At 42.2% G+C, this 25,455-nt stretch carries 21 protein-coding genes; 9 read left to right on the top strand and 12 right to left on the bottom strand.

Annotated elements, in window-relative coordinates:
• Position 1: 1 nt before the first annotated feature.
• From ACWU4D_RS10215 to ACWU4D_RS10195, 5 genes are all read right to left on the bottom strand, one after another.
• The gene (locus ACWU4D_RS10215; RefSeq protein ID WP_456051321.1) at positions 2-2,167 is read right to left on the bottom strand and encodes a TonB-dependent receptor; all 2,166 of its coding nucleotides are present in this window, start codon (positions 2,165-2,167) and stop codon (positions 2-4) included.
• 320 nt (positions 2,168-2,487) lie between these two features.
• A complete protein-coding gene (locus ACWU4D_RS10210) occupies positions 2,488-2,895 on the bottom strand; it encodes a TrmO family methyltransferase domain-containing protein (protein WP_456051320.1) in 408 nt (135 codons plus the stop codon).
• Between the two features lie 326 nt (positions 2,896-3,221).
• Positions 3,222-3,437 (bottom strand): hypothetical protein, encoded by a 216-nt coding sequence (locus ACWU4D_RS10205; protein ID WP_456051319.1) that lies wholly within the window; start codon positions 3,435-3,437, stop codon positions 3,222-3,224.
• A 157-nt stretch (positions 3,438-3,594) separates the two neighbouring features.
• Positions 3,595-4,518, bottom strand: coding sequence for a hypothetical protein (locus tag ACWU4D_RS10200; protein ID WP_456051318.1), 924 nt, complete (start codon positions 4,516-4,518; stop codon positions 3,595-3,597).
• A 3-nt stretch (positions 4,519-4,521) separates the two neighbouring features.
• Positions 4,522-4,956 carry a VOC family protein gene (locus ACWU4D_RS10195; RefSeq protein ID WP_456051317.1) on the bottom strand — a complete coding sequence of 145 codons (435 nt, stop codon included), beginning with the start codon at positions 4,954-4,956 and terminating at the stop codon, positions 4,522-4,524.
• 128 nt (positions 4,957-5,084) lie between these two features.
• Here ACWU4D_RS10195 and ACWU4D_RS10190 point away from each other — a divergent pair, with 128 nt between their 5' ends.
• Positions 5,085-5,624: a TetR/AcrR family transcriptional regulator gene (locus ACWU4D_RS10190; protein WP_456051316.1), complete on the top strand. Its 540-nt coding sequence runs from the start codon at positions 5,085-5,087 to the stop codon at positions 5,622-5,624.
• 202 nt (positions 5,625-5,826) lie between these two features.
• The gene (locus ACWU4D_RS10185) at positions 5,827-6,969 is read left to right on the top strand and encodes a VanZ family protein (RefSeq protein WP_456051315.1); all 1,143 of its coding nucleotides are present in this window, start codon (positions 5,827-5,829) and stop codon (positions 6,967-6,969) included.
• Positions 6,970-7,026: 57 nt separating this feature from the next.
• Here the strand turns inward: ACWU4D_RS10185 and ACWU4D_RS10180 are convergent, their stop codons facing one another.
• The 7 genes from ACWU4D_RS10180 to exaC all read right to left on the bottom strand — a co-directional run bounded on the left by ACWU4D_RS10180 (position 7,027) and on the right by exaC (position 16,810).
• Entirely contained in the window at positions 7,027-8,886 is a 1,860-nt protein-coding gene (locus tag ACWU4D_RS10180) for an ABC transporter ATP-binding protein (protein WP_456051314.1), read from the bottom strand.
• 68 nt (positions 8,887-8,954) lie between these two features.
• Positions 8,955-10,127: a beta-aspartyl-peptidase gene (gene iadA / locus ACWU4D_RS10175; RefSeq protein WP_456051313.1), complete on the bottom strand. Its 1,173-nt coding sequence runs from the start codon at positions 10,125-10,127 to the stop codon at positions 8,955-8,957.
• Positions 10,128-10,191: 64 nt separating this feature from the next.
• Positions 10,192-11,070, bottom strand: coding sequence for an ABC transporter permease (locus tag ACWU4D_RS10170; RefSeq protein ID WP_456051312.1), 879 nt, complete (start codon positions 11,068-11,070; stop codon positions 10,192-10,194).
• Between the two features lie 7 nt (positions 11,071-11,077).
• On the bottom strand, positions 11,078-12,043 hold the full coding sequence (locus ACWU4D_RS10165; protein WP_456051311.1) for an ABC transporter permease: 966 nt from the start codon (positions 12,041-12,043) through the stop codon (positions 11,078-11,080).
• Between the two features lie 53 nt (positions 12,044-12,096).
• The gene (locus tag ACWU4D_RS10160; RefSeq protein ID WP_456051310.1) at positions 12,097-13,605 is read right to left on the bottom strand and encodes an ABC transporter substrate-binding protein; all 1,509 of its coding nucleotides are present in this window, start codon (positions 13,603-13,605) and stop codon (positions 12,097-12,099) included.
• A 273-nt stretch (positions 13,606-13,878) separates the two neighbouring features.
• The gene (locus ACWU4D_RS10155; protein WP_456051309.1) at positions 13,879-14,907 is read right to left on the bottom strand and encodes a hypothetical protein; all 1,029 of its coding nucleotides are present in this window, start codon (positions 14,905-14,907) and stop codon (positions 13,879-13,881) included.
• 382 nt (positions 14,908-15,289) lie between these two features.
• A complete protein-coding gene (exaC, locus tag ACWU4D_RS10150) occupies positions 15,290-16,810 on the bottom strand; it encodes an acetaldehyde dehydrogenase ExaC (RefSeq protein WP_456051308.1) in 1,521 nt (506 codons plus the stop codon).
• Positions 16,811-17,072: 262 nt separating this feature from the next.
• Here exaC and ACWU4D_RS10145 point away from each other — a divergent pair, with 262 nt between their 5' ends.
• From ACWU4D_RS10145 to ACWU4D_RS10115, 7 genes are all read left to right on the top strand, one after another.
• Positions 17,073-18,851 (top strand): sigma-54-dependent Fis family transcriptional regulator, encoded by a 1,779-nt coding sequence (locus ACWU4D_RS10145; protein WP_456051307.1) that lies wholly within the window; start codon positions 17,073-17,075, stop codon positions 18,849-18,851.
• A 209-nt stretch (positions 18,852-19,060) separates the two neighbouring features.
• The gene (locus tag ACWU4D_RS10140) at positions 19,061-19,774 is read left to right on the top strand and encodes a siderophore-interacting protein (RefSeq protein WP_456051534.1); all 714 of its coding nucleotides are present in this window, start codon (positions 19,061-19,063) and stop codon (positions 19,772-19,774) included.
• Between the two features lie 301 nt (positions 19,775-20,075).
• The gene (locus ACWU4D_RS10135) at positions 20,076-21,038 is read left to right on the top strand and encodes an ABC transporter substrate-binding protein (protein ID WP_456051306.1); all 963 of its coding nucleotides are present in this window, start codon (positions 20,076-20,078) and stop codon (positions 21,036-21,038) included.
• 2 nt (positions 21,039-21,040) lie between these two features.
• Positions 21,041-22,747, top strand: a complete 1,707-nt coding sequence (locus tag ACWU4D_RS10130) for an ABC transporter permease (RefSeq protein WP_456051305.1) — start codon at positions 21,041-21,043, stop codon at positions 22,745-22,747.
• Complete coding sequence (locus ACWU4D_RS10125; protein WP_456051304.1) at positions 22,735-23,757, top strand: ABC transporter ATP-binding protein; 1,023 nt, start codon at positions 22,735-22,737, stop codon at positions 23,755-23,757. Before ACWU4D_RS10130 ends, ACWU4D_RS10125 begins: the two co-directional genes overlap by 13 nt.
• On the top strand, positions 23,754-24,851 hold the full coding sequence (locus ACWU4D_RS10120) for an MBL fold metallo-hydrolase (protein WP_456051303.1): 1,098 nt from the start codon (positions 23,754-23,756) through the stop codon (positions 24,849-24,851). Before ACWU4D_RS10125 ends, ACWU4D_RS10120 begins: the two co-directional genes overlap by 4 nt.
• Positions 24,838-25,419, top strand: coding sequence for a histidine phosphatase family protein (locus ACWU4D_RS10115; RefSeq protein WP_456051302.1), 582 nt, complete (start codon positions 24,838-24,840; stop codon positions 25,417-25,419). Before ACWU4D_RS10120 ends, ACWU4D_RS10115 begins: the two co-directional genes overlap by 14 nt.
• Positions 25,420-25,455 lie beyond the last annotated feature (36 nt).

Genomic DNA, 25,455 nt, shown 5'->3' with positions numbered 1-25,455 from the left:
CCTAGAACTCTAAATTATAAGTGACTGCGAACGTTCTTCCTTTACCCTTAAAGCTAACCAAGCTCTCGTTGTAACCGCTATAGAGCATTTGGGCACGCTGAGACCAAAGCGTGTAGTAGTCTTTATTTAGTACGTTTTGTATTCCAAAACTTACTTTGCCAACAGGAAGTGAGTAATAAGAGCTTAAATGCACCAAAGAATAACCTTCAAGTTCACCACCATCGTCGTCGTGATAATTTGCAATGGTTTGCAACTGTAGATCTGCGCCATAATCGTAATTATCATAACCAGCTCGTAGCAATGCATTCGATGGGCTAGCAGTTTCAGCAGCTAAATTCGACCAACTGCCATCAGACTTGGTTTCACTTTCGATCAGATGGCCTTGTAATCCAACGTACCATTCGTCAGTGAAGTGATAATTGAGTTGCCCTTCGAGACCATAAATTCGTTTTTGATCATCATTAACGATAATGGCATAGGTGCTCGAGTCATAAGAGGTTGTTTTATCGGACAACGAATAGTACATCGCCAATTGGGTTTCAATTTTATCTTGCGCTAAGCGCCAGCCCAGCTCAAGAGAATTTGTTGTAACGCCTTCTAATTCATTATCAGCAACAGAAATGCTGCTGACTAACGTCGAACCACTGTATGTACCGTTACCGTAGTATTTAGCAGGATCAGGGATTTCAAAGCCTTGGCTAAAATTAGCCCATAGCTGTTGATTATCATTCACATTGTAAATACTACCTAAGTTGGCTAACCACTCCGTATAATGAGTCGTTCCACCCTCGATTTCATCTGCAGCATCACCGTATATCAGCTGTTGTGAGATTCCGGTGTAGTCTCCGATTTCATGCCCAATGTATTGAAACCTTAATCCACCAGAAACTCTTAGATCTTGGTTAACTTGCCATTCAGCTTGTGAGAATACGCCTATCTTCTGTGTCTCGACATCTGGGTAGCGTTGGACGGTATCAGTCTGAGTAAAAGAGGTACCGCCAGACAAAAAAGCGGAAGTAATATCATAGACGAGCCAGTCAGCAGAAAATGACTCCTTCGAGGCATCAATACCGTAGTTCAATTCAACGTCACCAATCTCTTTACTGAGTACGACTTTTGCGCCGAGAATGTCTGTTTCCTGTAACGAGGCTCCATATAAGTAGTAAGAACCATTGCTGTTATAAGGATCAAAAGAAGGAAACGGGAAGAACTGCATTGATTCGTTACGATAATAAGCTTGGGCCAGCATTGAGTGCCCCAACACATTTTTATTGCTGTATTGAACGTTGACCATCACACGCTCGGTGCTCGGTTGGTCGTCCAAATCTAACTCATCACTGATCGTGATTTCATCGCTACCCGTGGCTTTGGTTAACAAAACACCAAGATCTGGTGTGTAGTCAGTATCCTGTTTGCTACTGTAATACTGCGCTGCTACTGAAACAGCTTGATTTTGATCCGGTTCAAATTCAACGTTCGCCATCACATCAATAATTTCGTTGAATTGCATATCGGTTTGAGTGATGTCTGGTAAGATCATCTCTCCATTTGCATCATAGCTTGCACCACTTCCTTCGTAAGACGCTGACAAACGACCTCGCAACTGTTCGCTACCGCCAGAGATAGCCACTGCTATGCTTTTAGTTCCATCATCACTGTCTTGAAAACTCGACGTTGCGCCTACTTGCAACTCTACCTTCGCTTCACCTACAGACGATTTCTTCGTGATGATGTTAATGATCCCACCGGATGCACCTGCACCATAGATAGATGTTGCGCCCGAAAGCACCTCTACTCTTTCAACGTTAAACGGCGAAATACTATCAAGCTGACGACTGATCGAACGGGTTGAATTGAGTGATACACCATCAATCATAATCAATGCCGATCGGCCACGCATATTCTGAGCGTAGTTTGTTCTGCTCTCTCCACCAAAATCATAACCGGGAATTAATCGCCCCAAAGCGACCTTCAAATCAGCGCCAGTATTTATCTCTTTTGTTAGCTGATCATGATCAACAACCCACATTGTTGCGGCAACATCAGAAATCGTTTTATCCGCGCTGTTGGCGGTAACGATAATCGTATCGAGATTACTTTCAGCCTGTGTCGAAAGCGTAAATAGTACCAAAGCAAGAGGCGTAAGTTTGGTGGTTAAGTTATTCATTTTATTCCTTCAATTCATGAATACTGCAGATTATGGCAAGCCTCAACTGATCAAAACGTACGATATCCGTTTTAATCGAATGACCATGTCAATTCCATTGAGAAGTTTGGCTTTAGTTCGAAGTTCTTAAGGAAAGAAACTCATTCTTATCCAGATGATGCAGCATTATTCAAACACTAATGATAATAATTTGTATTATCATTGATCGTTTGTGATATTCCTGTCAATCATTTCTCGAGGAAATTGAACGGTTTTGAAAGCAAAGATTCTAAGCAATTGATTCACATATTGAATCAATTGCCTCATAGATACAGTAAGAGTTATTTATTGAAAGGAATTTCAGCTTCTAAAGCAGGTTTGATATCGATGAGTTTCGTCCCTGTTAAGCAATCCAAGCCTTTAACAAAGATCTCTCCATACTCGATTTTTTCGATTGGAAGCACGGCGATGCCAATAGGATTAGGCCGGTGAGGTGAGCGTAAGGCAAACGTCCCTCTTTGTGTCGCTCCATCTCTGCTCATTTGCTTCAAAAGGTTTCGGTCTGTTCCTTCAAACCAATAGACAAGTAGAATTTCTTGGCCAGCATGTAATCCAGATAACCCAACTTGGTAACCTTCATAAAGAACAATTTTACATAGAGGCCCATCAGGTTGAATAGTATGAGGGCAATCAGCCATATATTGATAAGGCGTTAATATATGACCGATAAAATTGAGTTCAGCGTTCATTTATACCTCCCCAACCGTGTCGATTTTAACGATAAACATTCTCAATGCTAAAATGGATGGTATTCAGATCACGACCCCTCACGAATCGATAAAAACTTGAACATCACTCAATTGCATCAAATATCATCTAACATTAACACTAAATGTGATCTTCTTTCCATAATTTAAAGGGTAAAAGTATTCAGTTAGAATTGAATAACATCAGAAAAAATCAGATACAACAAAGATAAGTTAGGCAGAGGAGTTGGAATACTGAGCGGGGGAAACACGCTGATAAAATCACTGTACCCCCTTTTTTCGAAGCACTATCATATAGTTGCAACTGATTAGCAGTAGTCACCTGCACTGGCGAGATCTTCCCCATCCCAGCACCGTTCGATATCAACATAACCATATTTTTCTTTTGGATTTCGGTCGACAAGAATTCCTGACAACTCCGATTCATGCTTCAATTCGTAATCTCCATTTTCATAAGTCACAACAAACTTATCCGAGGTGTTATCGAATAACATCACAGCACGTTTGTTAAATTGAGTGGTCATTGTACATATCTCCAAAAGGTAATTTCATTGAATAAAATGTACGACAAAAATGCACTCAATCGAACCCTATCGATATGAAAGCTGTTCCCGTTGATGAGACTATGCAACAAACTTACCCAGCTGCGCTTATGACAAAGCAATACATGAAGAAGTCATGTTAACCTGAACGGTAAGCAAGCCCATTGGTAAAAGAGATCACCTCCAAAGGGGTAAAAGACAATGTTATCCCTGTTTTATCTTGGGTGTTGTTTTTGAGCGTTTTGGACAACAAATTATCCCAATGTATGTCACTCTGAACCATAATTTGCAGCCCATCACCATGCTGCCAATCGACAAACAACAAGCTTGCACTAGGATTTAGATGTAAGTTACCAAGCGTATTATAAAACCCATTGCCAACGTAATCTTCGACCAATAATTGCCCACTATCATTAATCTTTACAAACCCCGGTTTCCCGCCACGGTGAGAGATATCTGCACCCCGATTATTTAAAGTTTTTCCATCATTGAAACGACTGGCGATAAAAAATGTATCAGCATTGGTTATGATATCGAGGTCTTTCTCATTGAATTGATGGCGAGTTTGAGTAGAGAATTCACCATAATGGCGATTGGTTAATAACGTCTTAGGTTGAATATACTTAGGGCAATTACCATAACTTTGAAGTACTTTTACTTTAATTATTTTTTGACCAACATCGACCACGATAACATTGACTCGATTACGCCTTTTCGTTTCAAACTCGATTCCCAACAAACCAATCCTATCGCCAACATCAACAAAATCTGGTAAAAAATCACCCATGGTATTTTGGGTATTTATCACCAATTCAGTATCCGATGGCGATTGAATAAACCCTACAGCACCAAATAGGACACTGGCTTGAGCAAGAGAACGGTGATCGTCATAACCAATAAATATCATCGTCAACGATTCAAAAAAATCACGGTGTTGCTGAGGCATAAATTGACGAATGAACTTAGGACCGATTTGGGCCATCAGCTGATCCGTACCTACCTTTTTCTGGACACTTAACTCGCCCTCATGCCATATAGGTGAAGATTCATTCGCCATAGCCATCAATTAACCACAAATCAATTCAAGTCGAATGCCACCTGGAATCGCACACATCATATGATGCAGAGGTGTTCCAGCCAGAGCTTCCGGTGCAAACTCAACGTCAACATCTTCGCGCAACTTAAACTGCTCGTTCAAAGCTTCGAGCTGTTCCAAACTCTCAACTTTAAGCGCAAAGTGGTGCAATCCGACATTCTGTTGGCGATTAAATTCTACCTGATTATTACTCTCTTTTATTTGCCATAGAGTCAGCATTACCGTGCCATCAGAGACAAAGATTGCTGGGTAATCGGGTTTTCCACCTACTTGTGTAAAGTTAAGTAGTTCGATAAAGAACGCCGCCGTGGTTTCAATATTTGGCACACTTAATCCAAGGTGATGAATACCACCCGTACTAATGTTTTCCCCAGTTGGCGTTTGGTTTGGAGTTGGATGACACATAACACGCACCTTTAAATAAGTTAAATAAAACAAGAGTGAACAGATCTGTCTACACTATAGGTGAACAGATTTGTTTACGTCAAGTTAAAACGCGTTATAATTTGAATAAGTCAATGAGGCAGAATTATATGCAACCAAGAAAACAACACTTAATCGAAACAGCGCAAATTCTATTTAATCAGCATGGGTACCACGCCACTGGAATCGATTTAATTCTGGCTGAGTCGAAAGTATCCAAAGCTACCCTATATAAACATTTTCAAAGTAAAGAAGATTTAATTTTGGCTGCGTTAGCTCTTCAGCACGGGCGAGTTTTGGAAATGATCAATAAAAAGTTTATCGAAGCAGAAAATTCAGATGAGCCTCAAGTACTTGCACTCTTTGATGCCCTAGACGACTGGTTTAATAGCGAGCACTTTTTTGGGTGTAATTTTATTAACGCCAGTGCTGAATATTCTGATACCCTTCATCCAATATATAAATACGCTGCTAAGCACAAACGAGCGATGGTCGAACTCATTTCGACAAAACTCGATGCCCACAATGTCGGTAAAGCCGATCAAATTGGCTTGCTAGTCGAAGGGGCGATTGTGATGGCGCATACTCACGGAATAAAAAACTCTGCGCCAATGGCGAAAGAGATGGCTCGACGTATTATCGCCGATTAATAGCAACTGATATTATTGCTAGTGTGACGACTGACATAGGGCAGATTCACCGAACCAACTCGATTGCTTCTGCCATCTATACCAGATCTCGGTATTGTGGACGTTGTAATGAATTTATTTCTTATTTTATAAAACGATGAAGTGAACAAATTCGGCAATCTCTTAGATGTCGATACCATCGCTATTTTGGGTTAATTTATACATGCAATATAGCTCTGCTAATGCCTCTTCAAACAAGTTTCGTCTATGCCTATATAGCGCGCTACTGGGCGTTTTCGTCATCATGCTGTTTTTTGGATTAAGACCGAAAAGTGGACCATTAAATGAGAACTTTTCATTTATACCAGAACAAAGCGCTGCTCAATTTGCCAACGACTCTATGCTTCTTGTACCGTCTCTTGTTATTCCAGAAAGAGATGAACACGATAAATTAAACCTTCACATGGTGTTTAAACCAGGAGATACGAAACGCCTCCGACTAAGATTTCTTGTTCAAGTTCGATCTGACGAACCTCAAAATGACTTCGTTATCGCTCAATGGGATCAATCGCTCATTATTTTGAATGGTGATGATTTTTCCAACGCTAAAAAGCAACCTAAAATTTACGTCAAAATACCGCAAACTGAGCAACCAGTATTATTGTCGATCACTTCCGACAATACAGGCACATGGGTATACTTCGATGGCCAGGAAGCTGCTCACAATAAGCACGTGATTCTCACGCTTCCTGAGGTGTATGCTAATAACTTAATTTTGGGAAATGATGATACCGAAAGTCGCCCTTGGTTAGGTCGCATGTATGGAATAAACCTCTTTTACACACCAGATGAATTTACCAGTACGGTGTTACGTCATCATCAAGAGTGGCAAAAAGAAGGGATGCTACCCACGATATCTGGCAATAAAGCAATTACAAATCTGAATTTCACTAAAGAACAAACCGACAATTTAATGCTGGTAAAAGAGACCCCGTATGCTGATCGCTCTGTACTCGAATGGCCAGCAGCACAGCTATTTCACCTTGACCTCTATTTTATCTTCGATATCGTGATCAATTTCATCGGCTTTATGCCATTTGGTTTGATACTGATGATGCTTCTTCCGACCAACATTTCCCTTAGGTATCGTTTGCTCTGTGTGTCGTTGGTTTCATACGGTTTTAGTCTTTCTATTGAAGTTTCCCAGATTTGGATTCCTCTAAGACACTCTTCTTCTCTGGATCTACTACTCAATACCTCAGGCGGCTTAGCTGGCGCTCTCAGCTTTATTCCATTGTTGAAAAAGAGTGAGCAAATTTGTTCTTTCTATCATCTAATTAAAAAAAGAATTCGACGAGTTACATAACCCACTACCATTAAAAAAATAGGCAACAACCGTTGCCTATTTTCTTCGAATTTTAACCTATTCTACTGCGACAAAATGCCCCGGCTCACATTCAACCAAACGGAGTTTCGTTGGTGGATCTCCTGCCTCCCTTACTGGACTAGGAATGTCGCCCGAGAGCATAGTGAAATCAGTACGCTGAGTAGGATCCGCGATTGGTACAGCAGAGAGCAGTTTACGAGTATAACTGTGTTGCGGGTTTTCAAATATCTGCTGTCGAGTCCCCATCTCTACAATCTGACCTAAATACATAACCATAACTCGATGGCTAACTCGTTCGATAACCGCCATATCGTGAGAGATAAAAAGGTAACTGAGTTTGAGCTCCAATTGCAGCTCCAACATCAAATTAAGCACAGTGGCTTGAATAGAAACATCGAGAGCTGAAACCGCTTCATCGGCGATAATTACCCCAGGTCGGGTCGACAGAGCTCGTGCGATCGCAATACGCTGACGTTGTCCACCAGAAAATTCATGGGGATAACGTTCTGCATGTTCCGGTTGCAACCCAACTCGTTTTAATAATGCCATTACACGATCTTTTTGCTCTGCTTTTGTCCCTTGATTGTTGATCACCATAGGCTCAGCGATCGATGCGCCTATGGTCCTACGTGGATTAAGCGATGAAAAAGGGTCTTGGAAAATAAATTGAATATCTCTACGCAACTCACGCATCTGCTTTTTATCGAGGGTCATCAGGTCTTGTCCCTTGAACATCACCTGCCCTGATGCCTGTATCAGCTTGAGTATAGAAAAACCCGTCGTCGATTTACCACAACCTGACTCTCCAACAATACCGAGAGTTTCACCTGGGTAAAGTTTGAAGCTCACATCTTCCACTGCATGCACTAGATGAGTCGGGCGACCAAAAAAATTCTTGTTCGAGACAAATTGGGTATGCAGATTTTTCACTTCAAGGACGGGATCACCATTATAAAGTGCTGTATCAACCTCTTTTTCTTCTGGAGGCGTTTGATTAGCAGAACCATTAAGCTCTTGCTCCATCTCCAACACCGGTAACGTTGCAGGGTTCTTTTTCCCGGTCATACATCCGAGAGTCGGCACAGCACGTAGCAATGCTTTGGTGTAAGGGTGTTGCGGACTTTTGAATATGCTGGTGACGTCATTCTCTTCGACAACGTGGCCTTTGTACATCACAACAACACGATCAGCCAGTTCAGCGACAACTCCCATGTCGTGAGTAATAAAGATGACGGCCATACCAAGATCGTGTTGCAAATTGCGCATAAGTCCAAGAATCTGTCCTTGAATCGTCACATCCAGCGCGGTCGTTGGCTCATCGGCAATCAATAGTTGCGGATTACAGGATAATGCCATCGCCGTCATAACTCGTTGACGCATCCCCCCAGACATTTGGTGTGGATATTCATCGAAGCGCCGCTCGGCATCAGGAATACGAACCAGATTAAGCAACTCAATGACCTTGCGCTTGACGTCACTCCCACTTATCTGTTGATGGGTCAGTATAGCTTCACTGATCTGATCGCCAATGGTAAATACAGGATTAAGTGACGTCATCGGCTCTTGAAAAATCATCGACATATCGAAGCCACGAATCTTTGAAGCTTCCTTTCGAGAGAGATGAGTTATATCATCAACAGATCCGTTGCGACGACGTAAATAAATATTGCCCGAATCCGTAATAACAGTATCCAATAACTGCATAACACGGTTCATAGTCACGGTTTTTCCCGATCCCGATTCACCAACAATCGCTAACGTTTCTCCACGCTTAACAGAAAAAGAAACGTCATGCAGTACCTTTGTGTTGCTATTAAAACCGGGGAATGACAGCGACAAATTGTTAACCGATAAAACTTCGTCATCGGCTATAGAAGCATTCTTTGTTAAAGACATGGTATTTCCATTCCTATTATATTTTCACACTCATCAATGATGCTGATCAGTTAATACACTGTTTGCGTCTATTCGAAATAGCCTTTTTTCTCAAGCTTTCGATCCCGCATCATAATTTGACCTTTAGCGATGACGTCGCGCAGTTCCAAACTGTCTCGTTCCATGATAATCAGATCAGCATCTGCTCCCACAGTCAGTTCACCTTTCCGCCCAGTTAACTTATATGCTTTAGCTGGAGTCGTTGTTAAAGGTCTGAGTGCTTTTTCTAGAGGAATATTGAGGTCGTTAACCAAACGTTTTAGCTCAAATAACATGGAACTTGGAGAACCGATGTCCATGCCTATTATCTGACTACGGTCTTTACTCCATACCGGCAGCGAACCTCCAGCATCGGAACTAAAACACACTTGGTCGTATAAGCCTTCGCTACTTGCTCTTAGGGAGAAATCGGCCGCATTTGTATGCAGCCCATCTTTTGTTCTGACCTCATTAGCACAGGTCGCATCAATAAATGCCCCCATGGAAGCAAGTTCTAATACTTGTCGATTGAGCTTTTCTGCTGGCCGATTAACATGAGTCGGGATAAAGTAATCAGCACGAAGGCCATGCTTCTCGATTGCAGCAAAAATTAAATCAAGTCCATCGTCAGCCGCACCACAGTGCACCGTAATAAATCCAGGTTTCCCGGAAATAATCGCAGCACGTCGCACATCAACGGTCAGCTTTGCTAATTCATCGGCACTGTATCGACTCCCTCTATGGTCAGCCATGGCAATCTTTAATCCAACAATCGGATCGTGATAAGTAATATCACGCCCAACATCACCACTGATGGTCGGTGACGGGACACTATAGGCGCCAGTGAGCATAAAAGCCGTCATGCCTTCACTGTTGAACGCTTGGGTTTTGGCGTAAAGATTCTCAACGGTTCTCGTTAGTGAGTCGGTACCAAGCAAACCAATGGCTGTCGTTACCCCATTAGCGATGTTCATTGACAGAGTCATCTCAGGAGTACGTGAACGAAATCCATCCTCACCTCCCCCACCTGTAAAGTGTTGATGCCCATCAACAAAGCCTGGGATAATATTCATACCTTCAGCGTTAATACAGGTTACTTCACCCGGTAAGTTTTCCGGATTGATGGTCTTTTCCATCGCAAGAATTTTGTTGCCACCGATAAGAACATCACCTACGCCTCGATATTCTGGAGCATATAATTCTCCCTTTTGAATTAAAATCATCCTTATCTATACTCCTTTAAAATGCCTCTGTAGATCGGCAAATTGACATGTTCTTCATTTTTAATCAGCGCTTCATTTTCGGGTTAAGTTCATCACGCAGCCAATCCGCAAATAAATTGATACCTATAACTAAAAGAATAAGCGCGGTAGCGGGAAATAAAGTCATCCACCACATGCCGGCATAGATATAATTTTTGCCAATTGCAATCATCATTCCTAATGAGGGTTCAGTGATAGGAACACCAACACCTAGGAAACTTAATGTCGCCTCCAGCATAATAACCACGGCCAAATCAACAGCCATAACAACAAAAATAGGCGGTAGAGCATTGGGCAAAATGTGATAGAAGAGAATACGAACATCATGTGCGCCCGCTGCTTTAGCGGCCATCACATATGGATTGTCTTTAATTTCTAATACGCTGCCTCGAATCGTGCGGGCATATTTGACCCAGTCGGCAATGCAAATGGCCAACACAACGGTAAATAGCCCTCTGGTTTCAAAAACACCGAGAAGCAGCACTGCGAGTAACGTGGTAGAAAATGAAAATACGGTATCGGCGCTGCGCATCACAAATGTATCGATCAGGCCACCATAATAGCCACCGATCAACCCTAGCAGAATGCCGATACTGCCCGCGATGGCAACAACAGAAAAGCCGACAATCATTGAAGTGCGTAAGCCGTAGATAATGGTCGATAAAATACCTCGGCCCTGATCATCAGTACCAAGCGGAAATGAAGTCGAACCACTCTCAGCCCAGAATGGTTCCAGCAGCATATTGCCAAGATCTAGGGAAGCCAAATCATAGGGATCCATCGGTGCAATCACCGGGGCAAAAATTCCGACAATAGCAAAGCAGAGCATAATTACAGCACCGATTACTGCCGGTTTGTCGCTAAAAAAGCTACGTAAGCGTTTGTTTGTCACTGTAGTATTCATGAGTAACCTAACTGTAACGAATTTTGGGATTCAGCACGGCGTATAGCAAATCGACCATAATATTGATGGCCAAAATGATACATGCAGCGAGCATAATGTAAGTGACGATGATCGGCTGATCGGTCTCGAAGATAGAGGTCAGCAGTAGATTTCCCATACCGGGCCACTGAAAAATAGTCTCAGTCACGATCGAAAAGGCAATCAATTCACCAAAAGATAAGCCAGCAATCGTGATAACCGGAATCATGACATTGCGAAGCGCGTGTTTCAGAATAACCTTCATCGGAGACAGACCTTTTGCCCAAGCTGTCTTGATGTACTCTTCGTTCATCACCTCACGCATTCCTGCACGAGTTAGGCGCATCATTACGGCCAGTTGATAACTGGATAGGGTAAGAGCGGGTAGAATGATATGGGTTAGACCATCCCATGTAAGCAATCCAGTACGCCAAGACCCGATGTTCACCGTCTCACCACGGCCGAATGAGGGTAACCACTCTAGCCATACTGAAAAAATCATCACCAACAAAATGCCCGTTAAAAATGTCGGTATGGAAACGCCCAGTAATGAACCTGACATGAATAGCCGAGAAGCAATCCCCGAAGGCCAAATAGAGACAACTATCCCAAGTCCCACCCCAACGACAAAAGAGATTGTCAGAGCAACAAGAGCAAGCTCAAATGTTGCGGGAAAACGTTCTAAAATCGAATCAAGTGCATCAACCTGACTCACATACGACTTGCCAAAGTCTCCATGCAAAGCGCCTTTTAAAAATCGGAAATACTGAATATGGGTCGGCTGGTCTAATCCGTATTCCACTCGTACCTGCTCTTGCTCTTGTTGAGTGGCGTACTTACCAGCCAGTAATAACACTGGATTACCGGTAAAACGAAAGAGACAGAAACAGACAAAAGAGACAACCATCAGAACAAGCAGTCCCTGCAGTATTCTGCGAAAAATATATTTTGCCATAGGTCCTCAAATGAGGCCGCAAAGCGGCCCTCATGAAGTGAAAGGTTTGAGAATTAGTGTATTTCTTTGACAGTGATCCAACGATCAGGACGCGGTGAAAACTTAATTTCCTTATCCTTTACAATCGCGTAGAGATCTTGCTGGTAGTGAAGAGGGATAATGCTGACATCTTCTAATGCGAGACGGTTAAGTTCTTGCAATGCCGTATTGCGTTCGTCGCGATCAACTATTGATGATGATGCAATCAACTTCTGGTCAAAGTCAGCGTTAGAATAAACTGCGCCGTTATACCCTCCCATGCCTTTGTCTTCGTCTGGAGTGTGAAGAAGTTTTTCAGCACTTCGTCCGAAGTCATAAGAACCATCGAACCAACCAATGAGATAGAAAGGAAGCTTGTGGCTGGTAACTTCATCAAAGAAAATTGATTTAGGTTTCACGTCTACTGTCACGTTAAGCCCAACTTTGGCGAGATATTTTGCAATCGCTTCAACGATTTTTTCATCATTAATATAACGGTCATTAGGACCAGAAATAGTGATATCGAAACCATCTGCATAACCTGCTTCTGCCAATAATTGCTTAGCTTTAGCTGGATCATACTCAATACGTTTAAGTGACTGGTTATAACCTACCGTTGCTTGGTCAGGAATCTGATGAGCTTTAGTGGCTTTGCCCTGCATAACCTTTTCGATTATTTCATCTTCATCGATCGCATAAGCAATTGCTTGGCGAACTCGCTTATCTTCATAAGGCGTGCCTTCTGCATTACCAAGTGATAGAAAAATACTGCGGCGAGCCGCTCGCTCAATCACATCGATGGTAGGCATCTTAGCAATGCGGTCAGCCAAAGTTAGAGGCACTCCGCTTACCATATCAACTTGCTTGCTAGATAATGCTGCAAAACGAGTTGCTTCTTCAACAATTGGGCGGAATTCGACACTTTTGTATTTTGGCTCCCCTTCCCAATAATTGGAGTTAGCGGTCATACGCACATAAGAACCTTTAACCCACTCGTCAAATATATACGCGCCAGTTCCAATTGGGCGAGTGTTGTAATCTCCAGTATCACGATCGATAGAAGACTCTTTATCTACGATGAAGTTCTGGTGCATCGTTTCCGCAAACCAAGGCACCGGTTTGACGGTTTTGAAAATAACTGTGTAAGGATCGGGCGTTTCCATACTTTCGATGGAGTTACCAAAGTTAAGCAGCTTAGAGTACTTGGAATCTTTCATTCGTTCGAAAGTGAAAATAACATCATCGGCATTAAAATCATTTCCGTTACTAAACTTAACGCCCTCGCGCAATTTAAACTCCCAAGTCTGTGCATCAACACGTTTCCACTCGGTTGCTAAGGCCGGTGAAAGAACACCATCCTTTCGTTGGAGCAACCCGTCGAAGAAGTTAGACATGTAAGAAAAATTGGCATCAGAAGAGTGAGCTTGTGGGTTCATAGATTTAGGTGGAGCATCTGTTGCTATCACCAAGTCAGCCTTGGCCAATGCCAAAGATGGACTAGCCATCGCAGCAGCTATCGTTGTAAGTACTACCAGACGTTTCATTAGTAATTCCCTTCACACAAAAAGTTAATGGTAAAAAACACAATACGCTCTTGAATGCATATATTGAGTTAATTAAGAATTGGGATATCCCGCTCCCAACGGATAGAAATAGAGAAGATACAGGCTAGAGATAGGTAATCTTTCTGCGAATCGAGAATACGAATTCAGAGCCTATATGACTTAAATTAATCAAATGGCCACGGTGAGTCAATATTTTATTTAAACGAGGTGTTATTTTTTTTTAAACCAAAAAAGACAAAAAAATATTCAGCTTTAAAATAAGAACAAGCCATCAAATGCCATCGCCTCTTCGAAAGCTTCATCGAAAAGATGACCAACGTTTTGTTTCTTAAAGTGCTCAGAGATATAAGCATGCAACCCTTCTGGGGTATTGCGTTCATCCTCTGGGTTGATGGAATCAACGCACATTTGGACTTCAAGATTAAACAGTTCTAACGTTGCGGAAGAATCTGTAAAAAAGCCACGAAGGTCATGTTGATCGTAGGAGTTACCCCCAATATGAGGGCCAACACCGATAAAGTTAACCTTGGGTTTTGGTAAATTAGTTCCTTGAATTAATACCTCAAAACAAGGACAACGTTCAACAATATGCAGCTTGTGTTGCTCGGGAAACTTTACGGCACAAGAAACCGCATTGGCCCAGTATTGTGCATAAAGACGTAAGTGAAAAATATCATCTTTAGCCTTAAGTTGGTTCAGGCATTTATTGATATCTTCATCAAGACAATGATGACAAATATACTGCGTTACCTTGTCACCTTTCGGAGCATTTTCTCTAAATAAATCCAAGCGCTCACGAACAATTGCAGCGGTCAGATCATATTGAAAACGAGCGACATCATCTTTAACTTCATTTTGAAACTCGCGTTGCATGTAGAGAGAGTACGGCTGATACACGCCACTTGGACGTGACTTAATCAATACCCTATCTCCACCAAAGTGCTCAAATACCGTTAATAATAATTCGAAGTTAAGCCGCTCATAAACCGGCAACATCCGCCCTTCAAGCTTACGTCTTCGGTTATTAACCAGCAGATTAGGAATATCGAATTTATTCAGGCTTTGATAATCGTACTCAGCTAAGATTTGATTGATCTCAGCGATGGTGTAATTGAGAGCAAGCAGAATCGAGGTGATTTTATCTTTACCAGGATGATTGATTTGCTTCTTACTTAATTTCGTCAGATAAGTATTAGAAACCCCAGATAGTTTACTAATGTTATTCAGATTAAGAGCACTACTTGAAATGATATCAAGTATAGTATCGGGATATATACGCATAATCAGCCTGATTCAAAGTATGAAGAATGTCCCTTCTCTGACTCTTAACCGCTTGTTAAAACTCAGCTAAAAACTTGTTGAGATGAGACTAGGAGCGCGAGTATAGAAAGTATAAGCGCTGAGTAAAAGAGTCAAATACTCTTCATTATCACAATGTTACCGTTTTCTGCTATTCAAAATAACAAACAACTGAAAATTATAAGAAAAAAAATGATAAATATGAGGAGTAAAGGTCAAGGTATAATGTAAAACTTTGTTAATCAATATCTCGCTTGATACCCATGGCTCCCCTCCCACAAAAAAATAAAAAAATAGGCAACCAAAGTTGCCTATTATTCGAATGGAGATTAGACACCTCACTCGCTCAATTCATGTTTGATGATCAAAAGAAACCAAGTGGATTTTTATCATAACTAACTAATAAGTTTTTAGTTTGTTGGTAATGTTCTAAAGCCATTTTATGATTTTCTCTACCAATACCAGACTTTTTATATCCACCAAAAGCAGCGTGTGCAGGGTATAAATGATAACAGTTCGTCCAGATTCGTCCTGCTTGTATTTTACGGCCCATTCGATACGCTTTATTCATATCTCTTGTCCAAACACCTGCGCCTAAACCAAATTCAGAATCGTTCGCTAATGCTAAGGCTTCCTCTTCATCTTTAAAAGTTAAGACTGAAATAACAGGACCAAAAATTTCTTCTTGGAACACACGCATTGAGTTATTACCTTTTAATAATGTTGGCTGAATATAATAACCCTCGTTATAGTCATTATCCATTTGTGCAACACTACCGCCCATTAATACTTCAGCGCCTTCTTCTTTACCAATATCTATATAGCCTAGAATTTTATCAAATTGGGCTTCAGACACTTGAGCGCCAACCATTGTTTCTGTATTGAGTGGGTTACCTCGAGTAATAAGTTTGGATCTTTCGATAACTTTTTCAATGAACTGATCATAAATATCTTCTTGTACAAATAATCGAGATGGGCAGGTACATACTTCACCTTGGTTAAAGAACGCTAATATTGCCCCTTCAATACACTTACTTAAGTACTCATCTTCATGATCTAATACATCATTAAAGAAAATATTCGGTGACTTACCACCTAGCTCTACTGTTGAAGGAATAATATTTTCAGCTGCACATTTTAAAATGTGAGAGCCTGTTGGAGTTGAACCAGTAAACGCTATTTTAGCGATTCGAGTACTAGAAGCCAAAGCTTGACCTGCTTCTTTACCAAAACCATTTACAATGTTTAGTACCCCTGGTGGCAAAATATCTTGAATTATTTCCATTAATACTAAAATAGAGGCTGGCGTTTGTTCTGCTGGTTTTAAAACCACACAATTACCTGCCGCTAATGCTGGTGGAAGTTTCCACGCGGCCATAAGCAATGGAAAGTTCCAAGGAATAATTTGCCCGACAACACCTAGTGGTTCGTGAAAATGATAGGCTACCGTATTTTCATCTAGTTCACTTAAGGTACCTTCTTGTGAGCGTAAGCAGCCAGCAAAGTATCTGAAATGATCTGCTGCTAAAGGAATATCAGCCGCTAAGGTTTCGCGAACAGCTTTACCGTTATCCCACGTTTCTGCAACAGCAAGGATTTCTAAATTCTCTTCAATTCTATCAGCGATTTTTAGTAAAAGGTTTGAACGTTCTGTTACTGAAGTGGCTGCCCAAGCATCTTTTGCATTGTGCGCTGCATCTAAGGCAAGCTCAATATCAGCCTCATCAGACTGGGGGATTTTACAAAATACTTTGCCATCAACAGGGCTTCTATTATCAAAATAGCGGCCATTAACAGGCTTAACCCATTCGCCTCCAATGTAATTATCGTAAACCTCTTTAAAGTTAACAATTGAGTCTTGTGTGCCTGGCTGAGCATAAATCATAAGGTCATCCTTCCGTTAGATACGTGTCGTTAGATACATTTCGTTTTATGGTTTTAGTCGCACTCTGTTGTTGTCGAGAGCTCAGTTTTGCTACGCAATTCACACGCCAACATTGACACTATTGAGTCAAACCAGTGTTAACATTATGATTACATTTCATTAACAGTGATTCCCCAATCTAAAACACCGTTATGTTCAATCTGTTCACTTTGTTCAACTGTCTTAAAGTGGCACACTCAAATTGTTACATTATGGAACACTTATGCAGCTACAACTCGACAATACAATTGATTGGCTCAACAATTCATGGCACCGAAGTAATGAAGCGGGACTGCGTGAACATCGCCTACCTGACGATATTCGATTAGAGAAGTATCAGCTCAGTGAGCGGCGAGAAAACGCGAAAATTTTGATTGCCAGCATCGAAGAAATGGCCCTGCCTTTGTTCAATCAAATGTTTGCCAGAACCAATAGCCGCTTGATTCTGACTGATACTCAAGGTGTTATCATTCGTTCATGGGGACAAGAAAAATTCGCCAGTCGACTTACCTCTATTGCGCTAGAAAGTGGCGTGTGTTGGCAAGAAAAGTTAAAAGGCACCAACGCAATTGGAACGGCCATTGTCGAAGCCAAACCCATCACGGTGATTGGCAAACAACACTTCATCAATCAGCATAGATTCATCAGTTGCTCAGCCAGCCCGATCTTTGATTATCAAGGTAATATGTTGGGCGTTTTAGACATTACTAGCGAACAGCAAGCTCATACCAACACCACTCAATTGTTAATTCAAAGCATGGTGCAGAAGATAGAAAATCGCTTGTTATTTAACATTCCTAATGGCTCAATCAGAGTCAATATCGCAGGTGACGATTCACTGCTCGATAGTGATTGGCAAGGCATTATGATTGCCAATGAAGTCGGAAAGGTTATCGCTCACAATCAAGCCGCTTCTCATTTGCTCAATAATCCCAATATGGTTGGGACATCACTCGACTCGTTGCTTAAAAAAGAGACGTCTTCTTTTGTCTATCGCTTGCACCAACAACCGACAGCAACTGTCACCAAGTCCACCACCTACTCCCCATCGTGTAATTTGCATCATGGGGATGATCGGATCGAGAATGCATGGCAGCAGGCGTGTCGTGTGATTGATAAGCAGATCAATTTACTAATTCTAGGTGAAACTGGTGTGGGTAAAGGCGAGTTTGTTAAAGCACTCCATCAACAAAGCGAACGTAAACGCTCTCCCCTCGTCGTGGTGAATTGCGGTGCTCTGCCGAACGATCTGATTGAGTCCGAACTGTTTGGTTACGCTCCCGGCGCTTTTACCGGAGCCAACAGCAAAGGGTTTCAAGGTAAGATTCGTCAAGCTAATAATGGGATTCTATTTTTAGACGAAATTGCAGACATGCCGCTTGATGCGCAATGTCGATTATTGCATGTATTGCAAGAAAAAGAAGTCGTTCCTATCGGGTCTAATCAGTGCCACAAAGTTGATATCCAGATTGTTGCCGCGACGCATAAAAACCTCGAACAACTGGTTGAACAAGGTGCATTCAGACAAGATCTGTATTACCGACTTAACGGCCTAGTGTTCAATCTTCCTGCGCTACGAGAACGAAAAGACAAATCCGCATTGATCCAAGAGATTCATAAAGAATACAGCAAGCCCAACCAGCAGATCGATGCTGGCTTATTGGCCTTGTTAGAACGCTATAGCTGGCCGGGAAACATAAGAGAGTTGGATAACCTACTCCAAGTTGCCACTCTACTTGCTAGCGAAGAATCAACATTGTTACTAGAACACATTCCCGATCAAATTATGCGCTCTCTTTTATCGGTAGACACTCTCTCATCACCGACTACGCCAAACCATGCTGATAAATCACAAGAGATCAGTTTACAAGAGACCGTTGAAGAGACCATTCTCAATACCTATCGAGCCAATAACGGCAATATCAGCCGAACCTCTAAAATGCTCAATATTAGTCGCAATACGCTGTATCGAAAGTTGAAGAAATTAGGGATATTGTCGTAAATAAACAGTCTGATGGTCCATCAACATCGAGTCTATCGACCCGAAAATCATCTTGAATTCTCTGCAAATTCAATTTATTAAAGCCATACCATTCATGTTATTTTAATGATAAATTAAACTCAAATGAGAATCATTATCGAGAAAATAAAGTGAACATACCAGCACCTAAAAACCTAACCGTCATTGCATCACAACACATCACTCCCAACATGCAACGTATCACCCTACAAGGCGAATCACTTGCCCTATTTCCCAGTGACTGTGAAGGTGGGTATATAAAGCTGCTATTCAATAAAAAAGGACTGACTGATTTAAGTTCAATGACTGAAGAAGAACGCCCTGTCATGCGAACTTACACCATTCGTCACTTTTCACCGGCTAAACGCACAATCGATATCGATTTTGTCAGACATACCACTCCCAATGTCATTAGCGGATTTGGGGCTCGCTGGGGAATGCAGGCTCAAATTGGTGACACCATCGATATCAAAGGCCCTGGTTCTATTAAAGAAATCAATACCAATGTTGACTGGTTTTTTATGGTTGCCGACATGACCGCATTACCCGCGTTATCAGCAAAAATCAGCCGACTTCCTAGTGATGCAAAAGGCTATGCCGTTATAAAGGTTCTCGAAAAAGAGGACATACAAACCATTGCAGCGCCAACTGGGATTAATATTGTCTGGTTAATCGACGGGGAATCACTTGCTGATATTGTTACATCTCTACCTTGGCTAAACGGTGGGGTATCAGTTTGGGTAGCATGTGAGTTTGATTCGATGCGTCAATTACGCACTTATTTCCGCAACGAGAAAGCGGTTGAGAGTGACAATATTTATATCAGCAGCTATTGGAAGCAAGGCGTTACAGAAGATGGACACAAAGAAATAAAGAGAAAAGATGCCAGTGAACATAATGGCTAATAGATAAAATACTGACATTATTACAAGTGTGTTTTCACGTATACCGCAGTACCACTCAGCTCTCCCGATGGAAACCTGCGGTCATTGCGCAATGTTGCCAGCGCCGTTAATCAAGCACACATTCTGCATAACCCTCTCACGATTTTCTAACTATCTACTCTCTTTTCTGATTGAAAAATAAACGCCATCATAACGCAATAGAAATGTATTTTTTCCGTCATATACGAGTGCTTAACTACTGTTCGACATTGACAAGCATAACTTGTCTACCACAGCACTATTTATATCCAACGAGGAAAATATGAATAAAGTTACCGCACTTTTACTATCACTGATCTCAGTCTCTGCCAGTGCACAAACCACGCTATTACTGTATACCAGCCAGCCCAATCAAGATGCCCAACAAACCGTTGCCGCATTTGAAAAACAGAACCCAGAAATACGAGTGAATTGGATACGTGACGGTACAACTAAATTAATGACGCGCTTTCAAGCAGAACAAGAAGCGGGAGTTAAAAGCCCAGATCTACTTTTGATTGCTGATAGCGTCACAATGGAGTCACTCAAGCAAAAAGATCTGCTTTATCCGTACCAATCAAAACACCAAAAAAACTATGACTCAGCACTTTACGATGCAAAAGGTTACTATCACGGAACCAAGATGATTACCTCGGGGATTGCCTACAACACACAGGCAAGCTTTAAACCTACATCATGGTGGGATTTAACCAAGCCTGAGCTAAAAAATCTAACCGCAATGCCTAGTCCTCTTTATTCTGGCGCTGCTCTTATTCACCTTGCGACGTTGACTGAAAATGAAGATCTCGGGTGGGATTATTATCAACAGCTTAAAAATAACCAAGTTAAAGCCCAAGGTGGAAACGGAGGCGTACTTTCCGCTTTGTCATCAGGAACAAAAGCGTATGGCGCTATCGTAGATTTTTTAGCCATTCGTGAAAAAGCGAAAGGCGCTCCAATCGAGTTTGTATTTCCTAAAGAAGGCGTGAGCATGGTTACAGAACCTGTCGCAATTCTTGCAAATAGCAAACACACAGAAGCAGCCCAGCAATTTGTAGACTTTCTCTTATCGGAGCAAGGTCAAGAATTGGTAAAGAGCCAAGGCTACATTCCCGCATCCAATCAAGTCAGTACTCCAGAAGGGTTTCCTTCGCGTGATCAAATTAAGATGATGACATTTGACGCTAACAATGCGTTAAAGAATGCCAATTCCAACAAAGCTCGTTTTGCTGAGATCTTTAACTAAAAATGAAAACAGCCACCATGATCAACTATACAAGCCTCTATCGGGGGCTTGTCATACTGTTGTTGCTAACCGTTGTCGTGCTGACGGTTTTACCGTCATTGCAATTATTCATCACTTCTCTATCCGATCTAAGCCAGGGTTTGAACTCCAGTCTTTGGCGAGTCTTGTCTAAACCATCGACTTGGGTAGCGCTGTGGCATAGCTTATATACCAGCACACTTGCGATGCTCTTATCACTCGCGATTGGCGGCTTCTTATCGATACTGCTCGCATTAACCAATATTCGGTATAAGCCACTTTGGGCGTTCCTTTTCATGCTCCCAATGATGATTCCCCCACAGGTTACCGCTCTTAGTTGGATTCAATTATTTGGCCCAAGCAGTACCATTCTAAAGAGTCTCGGAATGGCGCCTCCACTAGGTAGCCCAAACCCTATCTATTCAGCAGAAGGCATCGCTTTTTTACTTGGCATTCAACATGCCCCACTTGTCTTTTTAGCGTTGAGAACACAATTGATTTCTCTACCTAACGAGCAAATCGAAGCTGCGCGCTTATGTGGGACATCTACGAAACAGATTTTGTCGGATATTATTTTGCCATTGTGTTATCCCGCAATACTTGCAGCGGCTGCGCTTGCTTTTGTTTCGTCCTTGGGTAACTTTGGGATTGCCGCAATGATTGGAATCCCAATTTCCTACCAAGTGCTACCGACCCTGATTTATCAATATATGGCTAATTTCGGTAGTCATGTTCTTAATGATGTTGCAAGTTTGTCTATCATTATGGCGTTACTGGCTTATCTGATTATTTATGTTCAAAATAAAGCGCAGCAAGCCAGTTCGACACACCTTATCGGAAGCAGTGGACAAGCGCTCTATATTCGCTTGGGAGCATACCGAAACCCTGCCGAATGGGTGCTCGCTCTGCTACTTTTCCTAATTTTGATGTTGCCACTGCTCGCATTAATATTCAGCTCTCTAATCCCAACAATGGGCGTACCTTTAAACTGGAACACATTAACCTTTGACGCTTATCAGACCATTTTAGCCAAACACAGTTCAACATACACCGCACTGACTAACAGTATGTTTCTTTCAATAACAGCTGCGATTACATTGGTGGTTATTTGTCTACCTCTTGCGTATTTTTCAACTCAGTTTCCAAGCAGAAAAACTCAACTTCTCATCAGTATCATTGACATTCCATATACCCTTCCCGGCATCGTTTTAGCCATCGCGTGTATTCTACTATTTGCCCGCCCGATACCATGGCTCGACTGGAGTCTCTATGGCACGTTAGGTATCATTTTTATCGCCTACCTAGCGCGTTTTATGGCGGTTTGTTTTAAAGCCATCTTTACCCAAATGAAACAAATTGATCCAGCAATGGAGGAAGCTGCTCAGCTTTCAGGCGCAAGTGTCATGGTGCGTCTAAGAGATATCATTTTCCCACTGCTTGCACCTTCTGCTTTTGCTGGCGGATTGCTTGTTTTTCTCACCGCCGTCAATGAATTAACAGTCTCCGCTCTGCTTTGGAGTGCAGGAACTGAAACCTTAGGTGTCGTGATCTTTAACTTGGATGAAAGCGGCAATAAAGTTCTGGCTTCGGCGGTTTCAGTGGTGGTTGTTTTACTGATTGCCATTGTGATGTGGTTACTCAACTCTCTGTCTCGATTTTTACCCAAAGGAGTCATTCCATGGCAAAACTAATTCTCGATAATGTGTGTAAAGCCTATGGCAATCAAATGGCCGTTAACGACCTCTCATTAACGATTCCGAATGGCGCATTCTGTGCACTGCTTGGCCCAAGTGGCTGCGGTAAAACAACGACATTGCGCATGATTGCTGGTTTAGAAAACCTAACATCTGGCTCACTCATTATGAATGACCAAGTTCTCGATAACGGGTGTAACGCTATTCCACCAGAAAAGCGGCGAATGAGTATGGTTTTCCAGTCCTACGCTTTGTGGCCCCATATGACCGTCAAAGAAAACGTCTCTTATCCGCTAAAAGTACAAAAGCAAACAACAGCTCGAACTCAAGCAACTGTTAAACGAGTATTAGAAACGGTAGACATGGCGCAATACGCAGAGCGAAAGATCCAAGATTTGAGCGGTGGACAGCGCCAAAGAGTGGCCCTTGCTCGCTGCCTCGTTGCTGAGCCTGAAGTGGTGTTGCTTGATGAACCGCTAGCCAATCTCGATCGTCACCTACGCTCAGCCATGGAACAAAGCTTTCGAGAATTTCATCAAGAAACGGGAGCCACTTTCGTATTTGTCACACATGATCAAGCCGAAGCTATGGCGTTGGCTACTCATATTGCGGTAATGAATCAAGGTAAGTTAGTACAGTGGGGAACACCTGAGTCGCTTTATCAACAGCCTAAGTCTTCTTGGCTGGCCAGTTTTATTGGAAAAGGGAGCGTTGTTAACCTGCCAATCAATCAACATGCAAAAAGAAAGCTCGATGCTCATGATTTAAATACCCATACTACAGCTCTGCCTTTGCCCGTATTGCTGCGCCCTGAGCATGTTCACCTTGCAGAAACCGGTATCGCTGCTTACGTGAAAGATTGCGTATTTTTGGGAGAACGTTACCTGTTAACCCTAAGCTTTCTTCACGATCAACAGTCCGTTATTTGCTATCACAATTCCGCCATCGCCGTTAATACAATGGTCAATGTCGCTTTAGAACAAGGCTGGCGAGTGGATGTAGCATGACGATTTCTATCGATATTCTTAGCGGACTAACCCTTAAAGCACCCGCGGCAATTATACTGCGTATCGCTAAGCGGAAATTTCTGCTTGATGCAGGTGCTTGTATTGGTTCAACAGAGATACCTTGGCAGCTTCCTAGTGATGTTGATGCGGTGTTTATCAGCCACGATCACCACGATCACATAGGCGGAGCGACGCAACTTCCTCATCATATTCCAATTTATTGCTCAAAGTTTGTGGCCACCAAACTCACCAACCATTCCAATGTGCATATTCTGCCGATCTCTGGCTGTACTGAAGTAATGGGGATACAGGTGCGCACTGGTTCAAACGGACATGCACTCGGTGGTCTCTGGTTTCATTTTAATGCTGGCAGAGGCATTTTCTATAGCGGTGACTACTGCTTAGAATCGGACACTTATCGTTTTGACTCACCGCCAATCGCCGAGATTGCCTTGCTTGATACTTCGTACGGCAACTATGACACTCCTCTATCGACACAAAAAATAGAGTTAATGAACACACTAGAACACGCTGCTAATAAGGGTAGTATTCTACTGCCAGTTCCCGCTTCTGGGCGCAGTATTGAGATAGCGTTGTGGTTAAATGAATGGTGCTCATCAACAATTTGCTTTGATCAAAATGGTCTGGAACATATCAATGAAGCACTAGTTGAAAATGATACAGGGCTGAAAGAAACGAAAAAGAAGCAATTGAAAACCCTTAGCCAATTTGTGCATGCCATTCAAAATATCTCCGACATTGAGCCGGATAATATCGTTCTCGCCGGCTCTCCTGATCTCGATGGTGGGTTAGTTAAGACTTTGATTTCTTCTAACGATACTCCAATCAACAATATCATTTTTACCGGACACATCGGTATGTTAGCAAAACAACTATGCCAACAAGGTGAGGCCGACTTTCATCGTTGGAATGTACACCCCACACTGACCGATACAATTAGCCTCGCACAGCACCTTCAATGTCAAACTCTTATTCCTTTATTTCACCCCGATCTATCGACGTTTCAGACTCACTTATTTAACTGCGAGATTCATACAGACAATCACTGGGAACCCTCTTATGTCACTAATTAAAAAACCATTCATTTTCATGCGCCACGGCGAAACTGACGCGAATCAAAATAACGTTTTTTGTGGTTCGACCGATATACCACTGAATGCAAGTGGAAGACAGCAAGCACTCGATGCAAGAAAGCCCGTTGCAACAGTCATCAAAAACGATATCAAAATCGTATCAAGCCCGATGCAAAGAGCCGTCGAAACCACCAAATTAGCGCTACCAAATACCGAGTTTTCTACCGACGTGGATTTATCAGAACGAGATTGGGGCGATTTAGAACTTCAACCAATAACCAAACAGGTGTGTTACTTCGATACCCCACCAGGTGGGGAACCCTGGGGGCCATTCATTACTCGAATAACACAAGCAATAAACCGAGTTTTGTCAGAGTATGATAACCCGGTAATTATTGCGCATTCTGGCGTCTATCGAGCCATTCAATTTCACTTAACTGGCACACCAAGTGGGCCACGAATTCCAAATGCGACCCCAGTTAGATTTTGGCCAGATGCAACAAACGAGTGGAAACAACAAATTATCAGTGAATCACTTGTTTGCTTGGACTCACACGAAAAGCAATAAAAGCAATAAAAGCGCTCCTTGCGAGCGCTTTAAACA

It is taken from the genome of Vibrio phycocola (assembly GCF_053850235.1).
The sequence above is the reverse complement of the archived record's forward strand: the minus strand, read 5'-3'. Positions and strand labels throughout refer to the sequence as shown.

Coding starts and splice junctions, on each gene's coding strand:
- ACWU4D_RS10195 (WP_456051317.1), bottom strand. CDS start 4,956: ATGTGTCATCCAACTCCAAACCAAACGCCAACTGGGGAAAACATTAGT.
- ACWU4D_RS10185 (WP_456051315.1), top strand. CDS start 5,827: ATGCAATATAGCTCTGCTAATGCCTCTTCAAACAAGTTTCGTCTATGC.
- ACWU4D_RS10190 (WP_456051316.1), top strand. CDS start 5,085: ATGCAACCAAGAAAACAACACTTAATCGAAACAGCGCAAATTCTATTT.
- ACWU4D_RS10200 (WP_456051318.1), bottom strand. CDS start 4,518: ATGGCTATGGCGAATGAATCTTCACCTATATGGCATGAGGGCGAGTTA.
- ACWU4D_RS10130 (WP_456051305.1), top strand. CDS start 21,041: ATGAAAACAGCCACCATGATCAACTATACAAGCCTCTATCGGGGGCTT.
- ACWU4D_RS10135 (WP_456051306.1), top strand. CDS start 20,076: ATGAATAAAGTTACCGCACTTTTACTATCACTGATCTCAGTCTCTGCC.
- ACWU4D_RS10140 (WP_456051534.1), top strand. CDS start 19,061: ATGCAACGTATCACCCTACAAGGCGAATCACTTGCCCTATTTCCCAGT.
- ACWU4D_RS10155 (WP_456051309.1), bottom strand. CDS start 14,907: ATGCGTATATATCCCGATACTATACTTGATATCATTTCAAGTAGTGCT.
- ACWU4D_RS10170 (WP_456051312.1), bottom strand. CDS start 11,070: ATGAATACTACAGTGACAAACAAACGCTTACGTAGCTTTTTTAGCGAC.
- iadA (WP_456051313.1), bottom strand. CDS start 10,127: ATGATTTTAATTCAAAAGGGAGAATTATATGCTCCAGAATATCGAGGC.
- ACWU4D_RS10115 (WP_456051302.1), top strand. CDS start 24,838: ATGTCACTAATTAAAAAACCATTCATTTTCATGCGCCACGGCGAAACT.
- ACWU4D_RS10165 (WP_456051311.1), bottom strand. CDS start 12,043: ATGGCAAAATATATTTTTCGCAGAATACTGCAGGGACTGCTTGTTCTG.
- ACWU4D_RS10145 (WP_456051307.1), top strand. CDS start 17,073: ATGCAGCTACAACTCGACAATACAATTGATTGGCTCAACAATTCATGG.
- ACWU4D_RS10215 (WP_456051321.1), bottom strand. CDS start 2,167: ATGAATAACTTAACCACCAAACTTACGCCTCTTGCTTTGGTACTATTT.
- exaC (WP_456051308.1), bottom strand. CDS start 16,810: ATGATTTATGCTCAGCCAGGCACACAAGACTCAATTGTTAACTTTAAA.
- ACWU4D_RS10160 (WP_456051310.1), bottom strand. CDS start 13,605: ATGAAACGTCTGGTAGTACTTACAACGATAGCTGCTGCGATGGCTAGT.
- ACWU4D_RS10205 (WP_456051319.1), bottom strand. CDS start 3,437: ATGACCACTCAATTTAACAAACGTGCTGTGATGTTATTCGATAACACC.
- ACWU4D_RS10120 (WP_456051303.1), top strand. CDS start 23,754: ATGACGATTTCTATCGATATTCTTAGCGGACTAACCCTTAAAGCACCC.
- ACWU4D_RS10180 (WP_456051314.1), bottom strand. CDS start 8,886: ATGTCTTTAACAAAGAATGCTTCTATAGCCGATGACGAAGTTTTATCG.
- ACWU4D_RS10210 (WP_456051320.1), bottom strand. CDS start 2,895: ATGAACGCTGAACTCAATTTTATCGGTCATATATTAACGCCTTATCAA.
- ACWU4D_RS10125 (WP_456051304.1), top strand. CDS start 22,735: ATGGCAAAACTAATTCTCGATAATGTGTGTAAAGCCTATGGCAATCAA.